The organism is Mycobacterium cajalii, from assembly GCF_045809005.2.
GTDB lineage: Bacteria > Actinomycetota > Actinomycetes > Mycobacteriales > Mycobacteriaceae > Mycobacterium.
Genome location: NZ_CM141436.1, coordinates 1,691,487 through 1,709,785, shown reverse-complemented (window position 1 = coordinate 1,709,785; position 18,299 = coordinate 1,691,487). Strand labels below are relative to the sequence as shown.

The window sequence follows — 18,299 nt, the reverse complement described above, 5'->3', positions numbered from 1 at the left end:
AAGCCGAAGCCGCTTGTGACATCGGCGATGCCGCCCGCACCGTGGCTCATCGCGGCGCCCGATCGGCCGGTGCGCCGTACACGGCGACCAACACGCTGCGGTCGAGGCTGTTCTCCGACCACACCCCCATCTGGGTGTAGGAGCAGTTCCGCATGACGGCCAGGTAGGCAGGGTTGGCGTACCACTGTTTGATGACCTCGAGGCCGCTGATGGCCAGCGCGGGATTGACCGCCACGGTCTCGGCCACGCCACCGCGGTAGCCCGCCGCATCGGCCCGGTCCTGCGGGGTCGATCCGTCGGAGCCGATGTCACCGTCGAGGGCGCGGTTGGCGAGCACGTCGTCGGTGTGCCACTGTGCCGCCAACCGCAGCCGCGGGTCGACTCGCACGTCGTTGGTGCAGCCCGCGCTGTGCTGGACGGTGTAGACGTTCGCGACCACGCCGTCGTTGAGCCGCTTGTTGTCCGCGTTGGCGACCGGCGCGCCGTTGAGCACCGCGGCGACGATACAAACGGCCGGCACTCCATGCGCGGGCATCACCGCCTTGCGCGCCGCATCGTGTTGCCGCACAGGGGAAACGGGAAAGCCGGCCACGAACCGCCGCATGCGTTCTCCCCTTCCGCGTCATCCGGGATCGGCGCGGCGGCCCGAAATCGAGCCGATGGCCGGCGCGAACTGAGCAATCGCTGCCGTGATCGTCCCGTTAACCCGAAGTTACTGCTGCTTTGGTAGGGGTTTTCCTGGTTTGAGCTGGGGTTTTGGCGGGTTTGGTGGTGTGGTGTTTGTCTACCTGGCTATGCGGCGATGGTGAGGGGGATGGTGGCTTCGATGAGGTCGAATGCGCGGCGTTGTTCGGGGGTGGGGTCGGCGAGTTTGTCGATCTCGATGTCGGTGTTGTGGTAGCGGATCCTGTTGCGGGTCAAAGTCTTGAGGTGTTGGAGTAAGCCAGCGAAACTCCGTAAGGGGTGGCCGTGGGCGTCTTGTTTGGTGGCGGCTTTAGCCGCGGCGTCGGTGCTGCGCTGTGCGGGGGCTACGGGATTGTCCCGGACCGGCGGGTTTTCGTCGGTGAATGTTAGTGGCGCCCAGGCTTTACGCAGGTGCCAGAGCAGGTAGCGGGCCAGCATGCAGATCAGCAGATGGGCTTTGACGCGGTCTTGCAGCCGGTGGCGGATGGGGCGCACTTGCAGGTCGTCGGTTTTGATGCTGCGGAAGTCACGTTCGATGTTGGCCAGGTTTTTGTAGGATTCCACCACCTGGGCTGGGGTCAGTTCCGTGGCGTCGACGCTGGTGCGGATCACGTAGATGCCATCGAGGGCGGCTTCAGCATCGATGTTGTGTTGGTTGCGGTGGTAGGTGAAACCGCTGTCGGTGATGGTGGTGTGGAAATGCTTGGCCATCTTGTATTTTCCCAACACCTTGCCCACCGCCTTGCCGATGTCAGCGGCCCCGGCGAGCCGGCCGGCTGCCACCCGCTTGGTGAGGGGTTCTAGCAGTTTCTCGGTCGCGGCCAACAGCTGGGTACGTTTGCGGGCACGCTGGTCAGCCAATGCCGGGTTGCGGCAGGCGATCAGGCGTTCACCGGGATAGTCGGGGTGAGCGATCTCGACCAGGTCCTGCTGATCGAACAGGCTCATCTGCAAGGGTCCTTGGTCGGCGGCCAGCGCGGCGATCGCCGGGTTGCGCAAAGCGGTGATCCACCCGAAACTCGCACCCGCTTCGTTGAGTTCACGCAGGGCGTTGATGCGGGCGGTGGTGATCATGCCCCGATCACCGACCATCACCAGATCATCGAGTTTGAACGTGTCTTGCAGATCGGCCACGATCTTGGTGAACGCTGTGGGGTCAGCGGTGTTGCCGGGGAACACCCGCACCGCCACCGGACGGCCCTCCCGGTCACCGAGCACCCCGAAGTTGATCTGCGGCAACCCTTTTTTGCCGTCCCGGGAATACCCGCGTGCCGCCAGCTCGCAGTGGCTGCCGGTCATCCACGTGCTCGACAGGTCGAACAACGCCATCTTCGAGGGGTTGACGCGCGGGTCAAGGTGTTTGGCGGCCAATTTCTTTTCGATCCCGTCTTGGCGCCCGACCAGCCAGTCCATCGCGGCGTAGATCTCGTCGGTGGACGCGCCAGCGATACCCAGATCAGCACCCAAGGTGGTGTCAGCCCACCACGACACAGTGTCCAGCTTGGACGCCGGCCGAACCACCCGGGAGATGATCAACCCCAACACCAGATCCCGTGACCGGCATGCCGGACCCAGCAGGGCGGACATACCCACCTTGGCCGCCATCGCCGCCACCGCCGCCACATCCCCATGCGGCAAGCTACGGACGGTGTCGAACTCCGAGCCCGCCGCCACCAGTGTTTGGCCTTTCAAGGTGGCCTCGATCGCGGCGATCGTCTCCGCGGGCAACATCGACAGGTTGGCCACCGTCTCGTTGCGGACCTTAGCGCCGTCACGGAACGTGCGGCGTAAATACACCGATTCGTAATCACGCTGCTGGCCTTGCTTATTCACATGAGACCGCCGAACTTTGACTACGTGAACTTTCCCACTACCGCGCGACATAATCAGCAATATAGCTGATCACGGTCCACTTACCAGGTGCGACACACCAGTATTTTGACTACATTCAAAATGTCAAACAGCCCAATACCGCATGTCAAGCCACCAAACCACCTCAAAACCCGCAGTAACTTCGGTTTAACGCGCGTCGTGGCGTAGGGGCCAAAGTCACCAAAGCGGCTCGGGTGCGCCGCGCGGGCCCGGTTCGCCACGCCGGGCGTGCGGTATGCGCTGCTCGCGCGCGCGGTCAACCGCCACGTGCCTTACTGCGAGTCGGAATGCCACCGCCAGTCGGGCCGGTGGACGTATTGCAGCGCTTCCGCCACCGTCAGCCCGCTCGCCGCGCGGGCGCGGTTGTCCGCGCAGTGCCGGCGGAAGATCGCCATTTCGGCCTCGCTCGGCGGATGCGCATCGCGATAGGGCACCTTCTGCCCCACCAGCATCACCAGATGTCCTTCGAGCCCGAACTGATTGTCCTGCCCGATCGTGCTGGTCACATAGTGCCGGCAGAAAGTCGTCGGCCCGTTCTCGCGATAGAAGTCCAGCAGCGGCTGCACCGGTGTCACGTCCACCTCGTTGCAGCACGCGGTCCAGAAGTCGTTCTGGATGCGCGTGTTGAACCGGTAGTGGATGGACAGGAAGTCCCTGATGCCGTCCCACCAGTCGACGAACAGCGTGTTGTACAGCGCCCGCAGGCTCGGCGTCGGGTCGAGCCGCGACTCCACGAGCATCTCGACCATCGCCTTGATCTGCGACGACGCGACCATGAGCGCCGTCGCCTCGAGCGGCTCGACGAAGCCGCACGCGTTGCCGATCGCGAAGACGTTCTTGACCCAGCCCTTCTCGTAGCGCCCGGAGCGGAACTTCACGACGTGATCCCACGTCTTGGCCTTCGGGTTCTTCTGCACGAACTCCTCGCGCGCCTGGTCGTCGCTGAGGAACTGTGACGAATAGACGTAGCCACGGTTGATCGCGTGCTCGTGGTCGATCTGCCAGCACCAGCCGGCCTCCATCGTCTCGGCGATGGTGTAGGGATAGATGAATTCGTCGGTCCGGTCCCAGCTGCCGACGATGGCGCGGTCACAGAACAGCGCGCTGTCGTAGGGGACGAACGGCGTCCCCAGCGCGCGGCCGAGCAACTCGGAACGAAAGCCGGTCGCGTCGACGTACAGGTCGGCCGAGAACGCACGGCCGTCCTCGAGGATGACGGACTGAACGCCCTGCTCATCGACGGGCACGCCGGTGATCCGGGCGTCGATGAGCTCGATGCCCCGCGCGACGCAAGCGGCCTCCAGCGCCTCGACCAGCGCGGGGTTGTACAGGTGCAGCGCCACGTTGGGCGTGACCAACGGCCCCTCGCCGGCCGGATGCTGCTCGAACGCCTTGCCCTGGGCCATCAGCGCGGCGTTCATGTCGACGCTGTCGAACTCGTCGCTGCAGTAGAAGCCGTTATAGCGATCCAGGTCGGTGTAGTAGGCGTCGAGCTGGAACTGGAACCCGTAGTCGAATGACTTGCGCGGCCCCCACAGGAAATGGATGCCCGTCTTCCAGGTCGGCCGGACGATCGAATAGAACTGCTTCTGCGGCAGCTTCAGGTAGTCGAACAGCAGGTTGACGATCTGCGGCGTGGTGCTTTCGCCGACGCCGATCACACCGATGTCCTTGCTGCGCACGACGCGGACCTCGAGCCGGGGAGCCCTCTGTTTGAGCGCAAGCGCGGTCATCAGGCCGGCGCTGCCGCCGCCTACGACGAGTACGGATTCGATCATCGCCTCCCTGCTTCCGGTGCGCGCGACCGCCCGCCGACACGATCTTAAAAGTGGTGGCGGGTTGCCTTCATCCCCCACTGATCCGGTAGACGGACCGCTCCGGCGGGGCTGAGAGGCGGCTGACTCCCCGGAGTCAGCCGATAAGCCCGTGACAGAGCGGACTCATTCAAACAGACTCCACGGCATCCCGCTTGCCGACCGTGCCCACCGGGGACCGTCGGCAGCCGGGGCCCACGTCGCCACGCCGGGAAAAGGGTGTGCCCAAACCGGTGGCGCGGCCTAAAATCGGGCGATGCGAGTCGGTATCGACTTCGGCACCACCCACACCGTCGTTGCCGCCGTCGACAGGGGCAACTACCCGGTCGTCTCCTTCGACGGGGCGGACACCTGGCCTTCGATCATCGCGGCGAACGCCGCCGGAGAGTTGCGGTTCGGCCCGGACGCCGCCGCGGTCCGCCACGAGCCGGGATGGTCGGTGCTGAGGTCGTTCAAGCGTCTGCTCAACGACGCCGGCCCCCAGACCGAGGTGACCCTGGCCGGGCGCAGCCACCGCCTGACCGACCTGCTCACCGGATTCCTGGCCCGGCTCAGGGCCGACCTCGACGACCGCTCGAACGCCGGGCTCGCGCCGGGCGAAACCGTCGAGGCCGCGATCAGCGTGCCGGCGAACGCCTCGGGCGCCCAGCGCTTCCTGACCCTGGACGCGTTCGTGGCGGCCGGCTTCCACGTCGTGGCCCTGCTCAACGAGCCCTCCGCCGCGAGTCTGGAATACGCCCACCGCTACCGCTCCACCATCACCGCCAGACGCGAGTACGTCCTCGTCTACGACCTGGGCGGCGGCACCTTCGACGCCTCGCTGCTGAAGATGACCGGGCCCGCCAACGACGTCGTCCTCAGCGAGGGCATCCAGCGGCTGGGCGGCGACGACTTCGACGGTGCCATCGTCGACCTGGTGCTGGCCGGGTCCGGGCTGGGCGCGGTGGACGACGAGCGCTACGAACTGCTCAAGGAGGAGTGCGCCGCCCGCAAGGAGGCCGTCGGGCCGCAGACCCGCCGCTTCCTGGTGGACCTCACCGCGGTCGACCGGCCGCCGTTCGCCTGCGGCATCGACGACGTCTACGCGGCGTGCACCCCGCTCGTCGACCAGACCGTCGAGATCCTGCGTCGCGTGCTGCACGACCCGGCCGCCGGCGAGGTGACGGCGTCCGAGGTGGCGGGCATCTACGTGGTGGGCGGGGCGGGCAGCTTCCCGCTGGTCTCGCGGGTGCTGCGCGCGGCCTTCGGCGAGAAGCGCGTGAAACGCTCGCCGCATCCGTTCGCGGCGACGGCCATCGGGCTGGCCGTCTACCTCGACACCGAGGCCGATTTCGAGCTCTCCGAACGCTTCTCGCGGCACTTCGGGGTGTTCCGCGAGACCGAGGCCGGGACCGGCGTGGTGTTCGACCCGATCGTGCCCAAGGACGCGCCCCTGCCGGCCGACAGGCGTTCCCCGCTGGTCGTCCGGCGCACCTACCGGGCCGCGCACAACATCGGGTGTTTCCGGTTCGTGGAGTGCAGCCGCATGGTCGACGGCCGGCCCGACGGCGACGTGATGCCGTACGACCCGGTGTACTTCCCGTTCGACCCGGCCCTGTACGACCGCGCCGATCTCGGGCGGCACGCCGTCGGCCCCTGGACCAACGGGCCGGACGTCGAGGAGCGCTACGAAATCGCGCCCGGCGGTGCGGTGGAGGTCACGCTCACCACGCAGCCGGCCGGCTTCCGGCGCACCTTCCGGCTGGAGCGGCGCGCCGCCGCGGCGTCGTGAGCCGGCCCGCCATGGACCTCTACGACGTCATGCGGACCGCGTTCGCGGCGCGCGAGTTCACCGGCGACGCGCTGCCCGACGACGTGTTGTGGCGCATCCTCGACAACGCCCGGTTCGCCCCCAGCGGGGGCAACCGTCAGGGCGCACACATCACCGTCGTGCGCGACCCTCAGACCCGTCGCCGGCTCGCCGAGCTGGGCGCGCCCGCCGCCCGCCGCTACTTCGCCCAGCTCACCGCGGGCGAGAGCCCGTGGAACCCGCTGCAGCCCAGCGGTGTGCCCCGGGACGTCATCGACGCGACCGAGATTCCCGACACGTTCGTCGCGCCGCTGGCGAACGCGCCGGTCCTGCTGGTCATCTCCGTCGACCTGGGCGTGGTCGCCGCCCTCGACCAGGAGCTGGACCGCGTCGGCATCGCCGGCGGGGCCTCGGTCTACCCGCTGGTGTGGAACATCCTGCTGGCCGCCCGCGGCGAGGGCTACGGCGGCACGATCACCACGATGGCCATCGCGGCCGAGGACCGGGTCCGAGCGTTGCTGGGCATCCCCGACACGCACGCGGTCGCCGCGCTGGTGCCGCTGGGCAAACCCACCCGCCGGCCGACCAGGCTGCGCCGCCGGCCGGTCGCGGAGTTCGTCACCCGCGAACGCTTCGACGGCCCCGCGTTCGAGGGCTGAGGCCGCCGCCGTTTACCCCCGCGACCGCGCGGGAAGTGCTCATGAATGGCGCCGTTGTTCGCCCGCGTCAACGCGATGCGCCACCTGCTCGCCAGATGCGACTACCAGGACACAGACGAGGAGGCGGTGGGCGAGCCCGACCCGCTGATCGTCGGGCGGGCCTTGGCCGACTGACCGGGACGGGCGACGAAACATTATGATGAACAACGATTCTCACTGCAAGACAGTTCAGGAGTACATCGACGAACGGCCGCGGTGGCCGAATGGCACCGAGACGCCCGCCACGCCGATGACCTCGATGCAGCTGCGGATATGGGCGCTCGCGTCGGCGGGAAAGTTCTTCGAGGGCATGGTGGTCTTCATGACCGGGGTGGCCCTGCCGCTGATCTCGATCGAGTTCCACCTGGCCGCCTCCGACAAGGGCTTCGTCACCGCGGCCTCACTGGCGGGCATCCTGGTCGGGGCCAGCGCCCTGGGCGGCCTGGCCGACAGGTACGGGCGCAAGCGCATGTTCGTCGTGGAGATGATCATCTTCTCGGTGTTCCTGGTGGCGCTGACCATGTCACCCGACTTCGTGCTGCTGGTGGTCTTCCTGTTCGGCGCCGGGCTGGCCCTGGGCTGCGACTACCCGACCGCGCACATGGTCATCGCCGAGAGCACGCCGTCGTCGCTGCGCGGCCGGCTGGTGTTGAGCGCGTTCGCGTTCCAGGCCGTGGGCGCGCTGGTCGGCACGGGAGTCGGTTTCGTGATCCTCTACCAGAACCCGGACGTCACGGCGTGGCGTTGGATGTACGGCGTCGCGATCGTGCCGGCGGTCCTGGTCGTCGCCGGTCGGCTCTCCGTCACCGACAGCCCGCAGTGGCTGTTGTCGCGGGGCCGGACGGCCGACGCCGAGAAGGCCACCCGCGAGCTGCTGGCCCGCGACCCGCAGTACCCGCAGCGGGTATCGCTGCGCCGCCCGGGCGGCGCGACCGCCGCCAAGCCGGAAAGCGGCTACCGGGCGCTGTTCACCGCGGGCAACCGCCGGGCGACCGTCCTCGCCTCCGTTCCATGGTTCCTGCAGGATCTCGGTGTCTACGGCATCGGCATCTTCACGCCCACGATCCTGGCCGCGCTCATCGGCACCAAATCGCAGGCGCACACGCTGCCCGGCACCGTCCACAACGACATCCTGGGGATCAAGGGTTCGGCCCTGATGGACGTGTTGTTCGTCCTCGGCGTCGTGACCGCAATCGTGGTGGTGGACAGGGCGGGGCGCATGCGGCTGGAGATCCTGGGCTTCCTGGGCTGTGCGGTGGGCCTGGCGTTGGCCGCCCTGTCGCTCCGTTCCGGCGGCAACGACACGACGCTGCTCCTCGCGGGCTTCACGCTGTTCTACTTCATGTCGAACCTGGGCCCCAACTCCATGACCTACCTGGTGGCCGGCGAGGTCTTTCCCACCCGGGTCCGCGGCAAGGGCGCGGGGTTTGCCGCCTCCTTCGCCAAGGTCGCCGCGGTCACGGCCGCGTTCCTGTTCCCGATCCTGCTCGACTCCATCGGCACCGCCGCCGCGCTCTGGATCCTGGTCGGCGCGTTCCTGACGGGCGCCGCGGTGACGTTCCTCTTCAGAATCGAGACCAGAGGCGTCGACCTGGAGCGCGTCGGCGGCGCGTGAGGGGCTCGCGCCGCCGAACTCAGAGCCGGATGAGTCCGCGCAGATTCACCCCGGCGTGCATGTCGGCGTAGCCGGTGTTGATGTCCTCGAGGGTGCACTCGCGGGTGACGAGTTCGTCGAGCTTGAGCCGTCCGGCGCGGTGCAGGTCGAGCATGCGCGGGATGTCGCTCCTGGGGTTCGACGATCCGAAAAGGGATCCGCGCAACTGCTTTTCGTACAGGGTCAGATCGAACAGCGACATGTCGACAGAGGTGTCGGCGGGATGCGGGATCGCGGTCATCACCACCCGGCCGCGCTTGCCGACCAGGCTCAGCGCCTGCGCCACGTGTGCGCCCTCGGCCGAGTCGGTGCTGACCACGCAGACGTCGGCCATCTGGCCGCGGGTCAGGTCGGTGACCAGGGCCCGCGCCTCGTCGACGGTCGCGGTGGTGTGGGTCGCCCCGAACTCGGGGGACCGTCCGCGTTTGTAGTCGACGGGGTCGAGGGCGACGATGACGCGGGCGCCCGCGATCCGGGCGCCCTGCACCGCGTTCATGCCGATCCCGCCCACACTCGCCGCCGAGGTCCACCGCGGTTCTGAGCCGATCGAGCGGTTCATCGGGCTGACCATAGGGTGACGGCTAGCATCGCGGCAATGACGCGCTCGCCATACGTCGTGGTGATCGTGGATGACCACGAGCTTTTCGCGCAGGGCCTGGCCCTGCCGCTGACCCGCGAATGGGGCGAGTTGTTCAGCGTGGGCGGCCAGACCCGCCTACGTCGAGGAAGCCGCCGACCTGGTGGCCCGCTGCGACGCCGACATCGCCATCATCGACCTGTCCATGCCGCCGCTGGGCGGGGTGGCCGCGATCCGGCACATCAAAGCCCGCCATCCGCGCACCCGGATCCTGGCGCTGTCGGGAACCGACGACGTGCAGCTGGCCGAGGAGGCGTTGTGCGCCGGGGCCGACGGCTTCCTGCCCAAGACCGCGTCTGAATCGTCAGGCCGCCGCGGCCGAGCACGGCGATTTCGAGTGCGATCCTGCCGGCGCGGATGAGGTGGAAGTGGTCGGCCGGCTGGCCTTCACGGCAGATCAGCTCCCCGGCGTCGAAGCGCATGTTCGACGCAAGCCGCCGGCAATCGCGTTCCGGGCGGCGGGCGGCCGAGACCGCCGAGAACGGCTTCCCCTTTCAGGAGAAGGCTATTCTCCATGATTGAGAGACGCCTTACGATCGGCTGAGGAAGATTGGAGCCCGACATCGACGCCTGGATCCTCGACGCGGTACGCACACCCCGCGGCCGCGGCCGCCCCGACGGGGCGTTGCACGCCGTACACCCGCAAGCCCTGTTCGCCCGGTGCCTGACCGCACTGGCCGAGCGCACCGGGTTCGACCCGGCCGACGTCGACGACGTCATCGCCGGCAACGGCATCCTGTCCGGGGACCACGCCGACGACATCGCGCGCCTGTCGGTGCTGCTGGCCGGCTGGCCCGAGACCGTCCCCGGGATGACGCTGAACCGGTTCTGCGGCTCGGGGCAGCAGGCGGTCACCGTCGCGGCGACGGCGATCGCCGCCGGCAGCGAGGACCTGATGGTCGCCGGCGGCGTCGAGTCGATGTCCCGTTGGGACGCCACGGCCGGGGTCCCGACGATCGACGGCGACAACCCCGACTTCCGCAAGCGTTACCCGACCGTCCCGCAGGGAATTTCGGCGGACCTCATCGCCACCCTCGAAGGGTTCGGCCGCGACGACGTCGACGCCTATGCGGCGCGCAGCCAGCACCGGGCCGCCGCGGCGATCGACGACGGCCGCTTCGAGCGGTCCCTGGTCGAGGTCACCACCCCCGACGGCTGCGTCGAACGCGACGAGCATCCCCGCCCCGGGACCACCGCCGAGACGCTGTCGCGCCTGCAGCCCGCCTTCGCCGCGATGGGCGCGGCCCGCGCCGAGGGCGAGCGGTTGACCTTCGACGAGATCTGCCTGCGGCGCTACCCGGGCATCGACCACGTCGAGCACGTCCACCATGCGGGCAACTCGTCGGGGGTCGTCGACGGCGCCGCGGCCGTGCTGGTCGCCTCCGCGAACTGGATTCAGGCTCAAAGTGTTTCACCCCGTGCGCAGATCCGCGCCACGGCGGCGGTCGGCAGCGAGCCGATCATCATGCTCACCGCGCCCGGGCCCGCGGCGCAGCGCTGCCTGGCCCGCGCCGGCATGAGCGTGGCCGACATCGACCTGTGGGAGATCAACGAGGCCTTCGCCGCGGTTCCGCTCAAGACGATGCGCGACCTCGACCTCGACCCCGAGCGGGTCAACGTCAACGGCGGCGCCATCGCCCTGGGCCACCCGATCGGCGCCACCGGCGCGATGCTGTTGGGCACCCTGCTAGACGAGCTCGAACGCCGTGATCTGGCAACGGGTCTGGTGACCATGTGCACCGGCGGCGGCATGGGTACCGCGACGATCATCGAACGCGCGTGAGCACCCTGGAGCTCGACCGGCCGCGCGACGGCGTCGTCGTCGTCCGCCTGAACCGGCCGCGGTGCCTCAACGCCGTCAACGAGGAGATGCAGTCCGAGTTGCGCCGTACCCTGGCCGATCTGGCCGGCGACGACTCCGTGCGGGCCGTCGTGCTCACCGGTGCCGGACGAGGGTTCTGCGCGGGAATCGACATGCGCGACTTCGGGCCCGCGATGCTGGAGGCCTCCGCGCCCGCGCTGGACCGGTTGCGTTTCCAGGAGCGCATGGCCGCCCTCGCCGAAGCGGTCCGCGGACTGCCGCAGCCCGTGGTGGCCGCGGTCAACGGCCCCTGTGTCGGCGCCGGCCTGGCGTTGTGCCTGGCGGCCGACATCCGGATCTGTTCGGCCGCGGCGTCGTTCGGCAACGCCGCGATCCTGCTGGGGCTCTCGGGCGCCGAGATGGGCATGAGCTATCACCTGCCCCGCATCGTGGGCACCAGCGTGGCCGCCGACTGGATGCTGACCGGGCGCACGGTGCCGGCCGAGGAGGCCGACCGGCGCGGCCTGGTCAGCGAGATGGTCGAACCCGGCCGGCTGCTCGAGCGGGCCGTGGAACTGGCCACCCTGATCGCCGGTCTCGCCCCGCTGGGTGTGCAGCTGACCAAGCGCGCGCTGCAGGTCAACACCGACGCGGCGAGCCTGTCCGCGGCGCTGGAGCTGGAGAACCGCAACCAGGTCCTCGCCCACGCCACCGACGAGGCGGCCGACCGCCGCGCGAAGTGGGCCACATGAGCGGCCCATTGACCGGCGTGCGCGTCGTGATGATGGGCGGGCTGGGTCCCGCCCCGTTCTGCGGGATGCTGTTGGGCGACTTGGGCGCCGACGTGATCCGCGTCGACTCCCTGGCCGGCGTGGACGGCCCGCTGCCCATCGACTACACGGTGCGGCGCGGCCAGCGGTCGCTGGCCGCCGACGTCAAGGATCCCCGCGGCCGCGACCTGGTGCACCGCCTGGCCGCCGGCGCCGACGCGTTCGTCGACGTGTACCGGCCGGGGGTCGCCGAGCGGCTGGGCATCGGGCCGGACGCGCTGCTGGGGCGCAACCCCCGGCTGGTGTATGCCCGCATGACGGGCTACGGGCAGGACGGGCCCCTGTCCGGGCACGCCGGCCACGACATCAACTACATCGCCCTGGCCGGCGCGCTGCACGGGATCGGCACCGCCGAATCGCCGGTGCCGCCGCTGAACCTGGTCGGGGACTACGGCGGCGGCGGGATGCTGCTGGCGGTCGGCCTTTTGAGCGCGATCCTCGAGGCCCGCGAGTCCGGTGCGGGTCAGGTGCTCGACGTGGCCATGGTCGACGGCGTGGCCACCCTGCTGGCGCCGTACTTCGGGATGGTGCCCGTCGGCACCTGGCGCGACCGCCGCCAGGACAACCTGCTCGACGGCGCCGCCCACTTCTACGGCGTCTACCCCACCGCCGACGGCCGTCATGTCGCGGTGGGCGCGATGGAGCCCAAGTTCTACGCCGAACTGTGCGATCGGCTCGGCGTCGGCGTGCCCCACGACGAGGACGCGCCGGCGACCTGGGCGGCACACCGCGCCACGCTGGCCGCCCGCTTCGCCGAGAAGACCCGCGACGAGTGGGAGCGCATCCTCGACTCGCCGGGATGCTGTGCGACACCGGTGCTTTCGCTGTCCGAGGCGCCGCAGCACCCGCACCTGGCCGCGCGCGGGACGTTCGTCAACGTCGCCGGTGTCACCCAGCCCGCGCCGGCGCCGCGCTTCTCGCGCACCCCGCCCGCGGCGCCCGGCGCCCCGTCGCTGCCCGGCGATCACACGCGTGCGCTGCTGCGCGAACTGGGATTAGAGCCCGAGGCCGTCACCGCCCTCGTCGATGCCGGCGTGGTGGCCCAGAGCAACCGGAAGGGACGATAGATGGCGTGGGAGTTCTCCACCGACCCGGACTGGGCGGCGCAGCTGAAATGGGTCGAGGACTTCGTGCGCGAGGAGTGCGAGCCGATCGACCTGATCGTCAAGGAATCCCACGACCTCAACGACCCGGTGCGTCAGGCGCTGATCCCGCCGCTGCAGGAGATCGTCAAGGAGCGCGGGCTGTGGGCCACCCACCTCGGGCCGCACCTGGGCGGCCCCGGCTACGGTCAGGTCAAGCTGGCGCTGCTCAACGAGATCCTGGGCCGCTCGGAGTGCGCGCCGATCGTGTTCGGCTCCCAGGCACCCGATTCGGGCAACAGCGAGATCCTCGCGCACTACGGCACGCCCGAGCTCAAGGCGCGCTACCTCGAGCCGCTGCTGGACAACCGCATCGTCTCCTGCTTCTCGATGACCGAGCCGCAGGGCGGCGCCGACCCGAAGGTGTTCCGCACCAACGCCGTGCCCGACGGCGATCACTGGATCATCAACGGGGAGAAGTGGTATTCCTCGTTCGCGTCGATGGCGTCGTTCCTCATCGTGATGGCGATGACCGACCCGGACGCGCCGCCGTACCAGCGGTATTCGATGTTCGTCGTGCCCGGCGACACCCCGGGCATCAACATTCTGCGCGACGTCGGGCTCGGCTATCAGCCGCTGGGCGGCGGCGGTCGGGAAGGCTACGTCCGCTACGAGAACGTGCGCGTGCCGGGAGACCACATGCTGGGCCCGCGCGGTGGCGCCTTCGTGGTCGCCCAGACCCGCCTGGGTGGCGGGCGTATTCACCACGCCATGCGCACGGTCGGATTGGTGCGGCGGATCTTCGACATGATCTGCGAGCGGGCGGTGTCGCGCTACACCCAGGGCGAGGTGCTGGCCAACAAGCAGCTCGTCCAGGAGATGGTGGCCGACTCGTGGATGGAGATCGAGGCCTTCCGGCTGCTGACCCTGCAAACCGCTTGGAAGATCGACCAGTTCAACGACTACCAGGCGGTGCGGGCCGACATCTCCGCGGTCAAGGCGATGATGCAGAAGGTGCTGCACGACGTGTCGGCGCGGGCGCTGCAGCTGCACGGATCGCTGGGCACCAGCCACGAGATGCCGTTCGTGCAGTATCTGGTGGAGTCCTTCGTGCTCGGCCTGGCCGACGGCCCCACCGAGGTGCACAAGGTGACGCTGGCGCGCCAGCTGCTCAAAGACCGTCGGCCCGCTCCCGACCTGTTCCCGTCCGAGCATCTGCTGCGGCTGCGTGCGGCCGCGGAGGCGAAGTTCGCCGACAAGCTGGCGGGCATCCCGCGCACGTAGCCGCCCCGGCCATCCCAGACGTTGCGCGAGCGTGCGTGTCTGCACGCGACACGCCGCTGCACCATGGCATTCTGCGCACCCTCGCGGGTGCTAACGCAGCATCGCCTCGGCGCGCTGCAGCAGCCGGGGCAACGTGGGCGCCATGGCTTCCAGTTCGGCCCGCGGCGAACGCCTGCGGCGGTTGTGCTTGACGATCAGCGACCACGTCGCCGCCGACTTGAAGCAGGCCAGCGCGGTGAACCAGTCCAGGTCGCCGACGGCGCGGCCCAGCCGGTCGCGGTAGATCGCGGCCAGCTCGGCGACCGGTGGGGCGACATCGTCGCGTGACACGCGACGATAGGTGTCCGGATCGCAGTTGATCAGAAACCAGCCCGCATCGATGCGCGGGTCGCCGATCGACCAGATCTCCCAGTCGATCACTGCGTCGATGCGGGCCCCGACGGCGACCAGGTTGCCCAGCCGGAAGTCGCCGTGAACCACGCCGGGCCCCGTGGCTTCGGGCGCGCAACCCAGCAGCGCATCGCGCACGTCCTGCCACCCGGGGACCAGCGCCGGGTCGACGGTGCCCAGGGTGTCGCACCAGCGCCGGACTTCGGCGCCCGGGTCGACGACCGGTTCGTCGGCCAGCCCCAGCGCCGCCGGCGAGAGGCGGTGCAGGGCGGCCATGGCCCGGCAGGCGTTGCGGTAGCGGTCGGCCAGGCCGGTGCCCGGCGGGCAACCGTCGAACAGCGGCTCCACGCAGTCGCCGTCGACGCGCGACATCACGAACAGCGGCGGGCTGCCGGGATCCTCCCACAACACGGCGGGCACGGGAACATCGCTTGCCGCAAGCGCTTTGATGATGCGCGCCTGCCGCAGCACGTCGCGGTGCCCGATCGGCTCGACACCCGGCGGGGCGACCTTGACCACCACGGGCCGGCCGCCCATCGCGGCGGCGAAGGTGAGGCTGGAGGCGCCCCCGGCGAGTGGGCGGACGTCGCCGACGCCGGCGCCGGCGAGGCGACCGCGCAGCTCGTCGAGGTCCAGGTCGGCCATTCAGACGGCGGGCTGGGTCCAGCCGGCCTCGGCGAGGAACGACTGGGTGTGCGCGATGCGGCCGGTCAGGGTTTTCGGATCGCCGGTGCACAACCGGAAAGCGGTCTCGGTGATCAGCTCGATGTCCTCGGTGTCGGTCTTGGCCAGGTCGAGGGTGCCGGCCCCGGGCGTCGCCACCGGGTCGGACGGGGCGGCGGCGTTGACGGCGATGCCGTCGTCGTACAGTTCGGCGGCAAGGCTTTTGGTCAGCCGGTTGAGGGCGGCCTTGGCCGTCCCGTAGACACCGAAACCGGCGCCGCGGTCGAACTCGGAGAACGGCGGCCCCGCTGGCAGGTCGCCGCCCACCGAGGTCAGATTCAAGATCCAGCCCCGTCCGCGCCGGCGCATCGCCGGGATCGCCAACTGGCATAGGTGCAGCGGTCCCAGGACGTGCATCTCCATCATCAGCCGCACCCGCTTCTCTGGGAATTCGTCGAGGGGCCGCAGGAACGTCACGGCGGCGTTGTTGACGAGAATGTCCGGGGCGCCGACGGTGTCGTGCACCTCGGCGTAGAGCCGTTCGCGTTCGCCGGACTGGGACAGGTCGGCCTGGATCGCCACCGCGCGGCCGCCGGCGGCCGCGATCTCGTCGCGGGTCTGGCGCAGCGATCCCTGGTACTTGGGGTCGGGGTCCATGGTGCGGGCGGTCAGCGCGACCGTGGCACCCCGCGCCGCCAGTCGCTCGGCGATCGCCTTGCCCAGCCCGCGGCTGCTCCCGGTGACCAGCGCCACCATCCCGTCACACCGTTGACCGGCGTTCATTCTCGACCTCCTCCAGCCGCCCGAAAACGGCTTCTCCGATCTAGAGAATGCCATTATCGGCGACGCTGGCAAAGTGCGGCCGGCGTGTCGACCCCGCCCGGCCCGGCCGGCCGCACCGCCACGTCCTATCCGCCCGACGAAAGGCATGTGACCCCCGACGAAATCATCGCCCGCCGGGGCCGCGCACGCGGCCGCGCGCCCGTAGACTCCGGGCCTGCTGATCGAGCCATCGGGACGGCAGCGGCGCAGAGGAGAGCAACCCACCGTGATTATCGTTCGTCCATCGTGATCGTCTTCTCGTTGCGCACCGCCGCGGGGTCCGCCATCGAATTCGGCGCCCTTTACCGGGTCTCGGCGCGGGCCGTCTTCGCGGCGCTCGCCGATTGCGACTACCTCGTGGATGCCGGCCCCGCACCGGAGCCGAGCCCCGCGCTGGGCCTGCACGAGGAATACCGCATCGAGCCGGGTCCCGCGCTGCTGACGGTGTCGGCCGACGCCTTCGCCGGCCGCGTCCGATTCGTGCTCGACGGCCCGCGGTTCGGTTTCGATTTCGGAGCCACCCGCAACGACCCCGTCACGTGGATGCGGCTGGTAACGCTCGCGGTTCAGTACGCCGACGCCTACCGGGTCGTCGCGGACGTCGCGGACCCGCACGTGGGCTTCGGCCTCACGCGGGGCGTATGGCCACCGCTGCGCGCGGTCCCCGACGTCATCGACACGTAGCGGCGCCACGCGCGACGGGTGACCGCCCGCACGTCCCCGTCGTGTACACCTACATGGGGTTCGTACACCGGGAGGCGACGTGAGCTATCTGCTCCTCATCTGCGCGATCTTCGCCGAGGTGGTGGCGACCAGCCTGCTCAAGAGCACCGAGGGCTTCAGCCGGCCCTGGCCGACCGTCGTGTGCCTGGCCGGGTACGCGGTGGCGTTCGCGCTGCTGGCGCTGTCGATCTCGCGGGGTATGCAGACGGACGTGGCCTACGCGCTGTGGTCGGCGATCGGGACGGCCGCGATCGTGCTGATCGCCGTCCTGTTCCTCGGCTCTCCCCTGTCCGTCGCCAAGGTCGTCGGGGTCGGCCTGATCATCGCAGGCGTCGTCACGCTGAACCTCTCCGGTGCCCACTGAGCGCCGTATCCGCGCACAGCGAAACTGCTACCGGCACAACCCGATCAGGTAAGCTGGGCCATCCGGCGGGGGTCCGCGGCTGCATGCCGGCCTTCCGCGCCGCCGACTGCCCCACCGTGGACGAACTGCTCGCGCGCGCCGACGAGTTGATGTACGCGGAGAAGAAAGCCAAGCCCGGCTCGCGGCTTTCGGATTGATCACCCGGGACGGCGGCGCCACCGGCCGCATCACTCCCCGGTGACCGTCCCCACCCAGGCGAGCAGCCGCCGCCACAGCCGGTGCCGGCCCGACGCCATGTTGTGGCAATGCGCGCAGTCGTCCAGCACCAGCGTGGTGATGTCGCGGCTGCTGCGGTACAGGCCGGCCTCGGCCCGGGGGTCCGGCGAGACGTCCACCGCGCCGTACCCGACGAACACCGGCGCCTCGATCCGGGCCGCGTGCTCGGCGACGACGCCGGGAATCAAGGCGGTGCCGAAGGCGCGCGGTACCACCGATTTCGCGGTGACGCAGTCGGCCGCCACGACGTCGGCGGGAACGTCGGGCAGGTGAAACCAGCTCTGCAGGTGTTCGCGGGGACCTTCGAAATAGGGTTCCGGCAGGGCGGACAGGATCTCTTCGGCGAGTTCGGCACGACCGTGCGGGGTGGCGGCCCGGGCGATGAACCCGGCGTCCAGGTTCAACGGCGCGACGTGCTGGTTGGTGCACCCGAGCACCGCCAGCGCGGCGTAGCTGGAATACAGGGACTGCTGGGTGATCGCCAGGTAGCCGCCCAGTGAATGCGCCAGCGCCACGGGTGGTGCGTGCACGCCGGTCACGCCGGGGATCGCCGCGACGGCGCGATCGAGCGCGGCGGCGATGTCGGCGAAGCCGAAAACTCTTGCGGGCTTGGAACTTTCACCGGTCCCCAACGGGTCTATCGTCACGACGCCATGACCCTGCCCGGTGGCGAACTCGGCGAAGCTGTAACCGGGGCGCCCCGGGATGTCGAGATCCCAGTACGCGCGGCTGTAGGTGCCCCCGGGCAGGCAGACCAGCACCGCGCCGGCACCGGCGCGTGCCGGGTAGTACGTCGCGGCCAGCGAGGCGTCCTCCCCGATCGCCTCGCTGACGTCGAAGCGCAGCGGGTGTCCGGGAATGGTCATGGCGCGCGGGCTCCTTCGCCGGTCGATCGCGACGCCAGAATAGCGGCCGC

16 protein-coding genes and 2 pseudogenes are annotated in these 18,299 nt (G+C 69.6%); 11 read left to right on the top strand and 7 right to left on the bottom strand.

Annotation, left to right across the window (positions count from 1 at the left end; genetic code table 11):
* Nucleotides 1-46: 46 nt before the first annotated feature.
* The 3 genes from ACJ512_RS08195 to ACJ512_RS08185 all read right to left on the bottom strand — a co-directional run bounded on the left by ACJ512_RS08195 (nucleotide 47) and on the right by ACJ512_RS08185 (nucleotide 4,334).
* On the bottom strand, nucleotides 47-535 hold the full coding sequence (locus ACJ512_RS08195; protein WP_407689566.1) for a CAP domain-containing protein: 489 nt from the start codon (nucleotides 533-535) through the stop codon (nucleotides 47-49).
* 257 nt (nucleotides 536-792) lie between these two features.
* Nucleotides 793-2,568 (bottom strand): IS1634 family transposase, encoded by a 1,776-nt coding sequence (locus tag ACJ512_RS08190; RefSeq protein WP_461479765.1) that lies wholly within the window; start codon nucleotides 2,566-2,568, stop codon nucleotides 793-795.
* 260 nt (nucleotides 2,569-2,828) lie between these two features.
* Entirely contained in the window at nucleotides 2,829-4,334 is a 1,506-nt protein-coding gene (locus ACJ512_RS08185; protein ID WP_407688292.1) for an FAD-dependent oxidoreductase, read from the bottom strand.
* 292 nt (nucleotides 4,335-4,626) lie between these two features.
* On the opposite strand from ACJ512_RS08185, the gene ACJ512_RS08180 reads away from it, so the two are divergent.
* The 4 genes and pseudogenes from ACJ512_RS08180 to ACJ512_RS08165 all read left to right on the top strand — a co-directional run bounded on the left by ACJ512_RS08180 (nucleotide 4,627) and on the right by ACJ512_RS08165 (nucleotide 8,472).
* The gene (locus tag ACJ512_RS08180; RefSeq protein ID WP_407688293.1) at nucleotides 4,627-6,141 is read left to right on the top strand and encodes an Hsp70 family protein; all 1,515 of its coding nucleotides are present in this window, start codon (nucleotides 4,627-4,629) and stop codon (nucleotides 6,139-6,141) included.
* 11 nt (nucleotides 6,142-6,152) lie between these two features.
* A complete protein-coding gene (locus ACJ512_RS08175) occupies nucleotides 6,153-6,818 on the top strand; it encodes a nitroreductase family protein (protein ID WP_407688310.1) in 666 nt (221 codons plus the stop codon).
* A 60-nt stretch (nucleotides 6,819-6,878) separates the two neighbouring features.
* Nucleotides 6,879-6,992, top strand: a pseudogene (locus ACJ512_RS08170) (polyphosphate kinase 2); the annotation flags it as partial.
* Nucleotides 6,993-7,017: 25 nt separating this feature from the next.
* Nucleotides 7,018-8,472 carry an MFS transporter gene (locus tag ACJ512_RS08165; RefSeq protein ID WP_407688294.1) on the top strand — a complete coding sequence of 485 codons (1,455 nt, stop codon included), beginning with the start codon at nucleotides 7,018-7,020 and terminating at the stop codon, nucleotides 8,470-8,472.
* Nucleotides 8,473-8,491: 19 nt separating this feature from the next.
* Here the strand turns inward: ACJ512_RS08165 and ACJ512_RS08160 are convergent.
* A pseudogene (locus tag ACJ512_RS08160) lies at nucleotides 8,492-9,019 on the bottom strand (zinc-binding dehydrogenase); the annotation flags it as partial.
* A 232-nt stretch (nucleotides 9,020-9,251) separates the two neighbouring features.
* Between ACJ512_RS08160 and ACJ512_RS08155 the strand changes: the two are divergent.
* The 5 genes from ACJ512_RS08155 to ACJ512_RS08135 all read left to right on the top strand — a co-directional run bounded on the left by ACJ512_RS08155 (nucleotide 9,252) and on the right by ACJ512_RS08135 (nucleotide 14,145).
* The gene (locus ACJ512_RS08155) at nucleotides 9,252-9,509 is read left to right on the top strand and encodes a response regulator (RefSeq protein ID WP_407688295.1); all 258 of its coding nucleotides are present in this window, start codon (nucleotides 9,252-9,254) and stop codon (nucleotides 9,507-9,509) included.
* 264 nt (nucleotides 9,510-9,773) lie between these two features.
* Nucleotides 9,774-10,931, top strand: coding sequence for an acetyl-CoA C-acyltransferase (locus ACJ512_RS08150; protein ID WP_461480104.1), 1,158 nt, complete (start codon nucleotides 9,774-9,776; stop codon nucleotides 10,929-10,931).
* Nucleotides 10,928-11,701, top strand: coding sequence for an enoyl-CoA hydratase/isomerase family protein (locus ACJ512_RS08145; protein WP_407688296.1), 774 nt, complete (start codon nucleotides 10,928-10,930; stop codon nucleotides 11,699-11,701). The genes ACJ512_RS08150 and ACJ512_RS08145 overlap by 4 nt, the downstream gene beginning before the upstream one ends.
* Nucleotides 11,698-12,846 (top strand): CaiB/BaiF CoA transferase family protein, encoded by a 1,149-nt coding sequence (locus ACJ512_RS08140; RefSeq protein ID WP_407688297.1) that lies wholly within the window; start codon nucleotides 11,698-11,700, stop codon nucleotides 12,844-12,846. The genes ACJ512_RS08145 and ACJ512_RS08140 overlap by 4 nt, the downstream gene beginning before the upstream one ends.
* A complete protein-coding gene (locus ACJ512_RS08135; RefSeq protein ID WP_407688298.1) occupies nucleotides 12,847-14,145 on the top strand; it encodes an acyl-CoA dehydrogenase family protein in 1,299 nt (432 codons plus the stop codon). It begins immediately after the preceding gene.
* 90 nt (nucleotides 14,146-14,235) lie between these two features.
* Here the strand turns inward: ACJ512_RS08135 and ACJ512_RS08130 are convergent, their stop codons facing one another.
* The gene (locus ACJ512_RS08130; protein ID WP_407688299.1) at nucleotides 14,236-15,180 is read right to left on the bottom strand and encodes a phosphotransferase family protein; all 945 of its coding nucleotides are present in this window, start codon (nucleotides 15,178-15,180) and stop codon (nucleotides 14,236-14,238) included.
* A complete protein-coding gene (locus tag ACJ512_RS08125) occupies nucleotides 15,181-15,981 on the bottom strand; it encodes an SDR family NAD(P)-dependent oxidoreductase (RefSeq protein ID WP_407688300.1) in 801 nt (266 codons plus the stop codon).
* Nucleotides 15,982-16,266: 285 nt separating this feature from the next.
* Between ACJ512_RS08125 and ACJ512_RS08120 the strand changes: the two genes are divergently transcribed.
* Nucleotides 16,267-16,704, top strand: coding sequence for a hypothetical protein (locus tag ACJ512_RS08120; RefSeq protein ID WP_407688301.1), 438 nt, complete (start codon nucleotides 16,267-16,269; stop codon nucleotides 16,702-16,704).
* 79 nt (nucleotides 16,705-16,783) lie between these two features.
* Nucleotides 16,784-17,107, top strand: a complete 324-nt coding sequence (locus ACJ512_RS08115; protein ID WP_407688302.1) for a DMT family transporter — start codon at nucleotides 16,784-16,786, stop codon at nucleotides 17,105-17,107.
* A 227-nt stretch (nucleotides 17,108-17,334) separates the two neighbouring features.
* Here the strand turns inward: ACJ512_RS08115 and ACJ512_RS08110 are convergent, their stop codons facing one another.
* Complete coding sequence (locus ACJ512_RS08110; RefSeq protein WP_407688303.1) at nucleotides 17,335-18,249, bottom strand: alpha/beta fold hydrolase; 915 nt, start codon at nucleotides 18,247-18,249, stop codon at nucleotides 17,335-17,337.
* Nucleotides 18,250-18,299 lie beyond the last annotated feature (50 nt).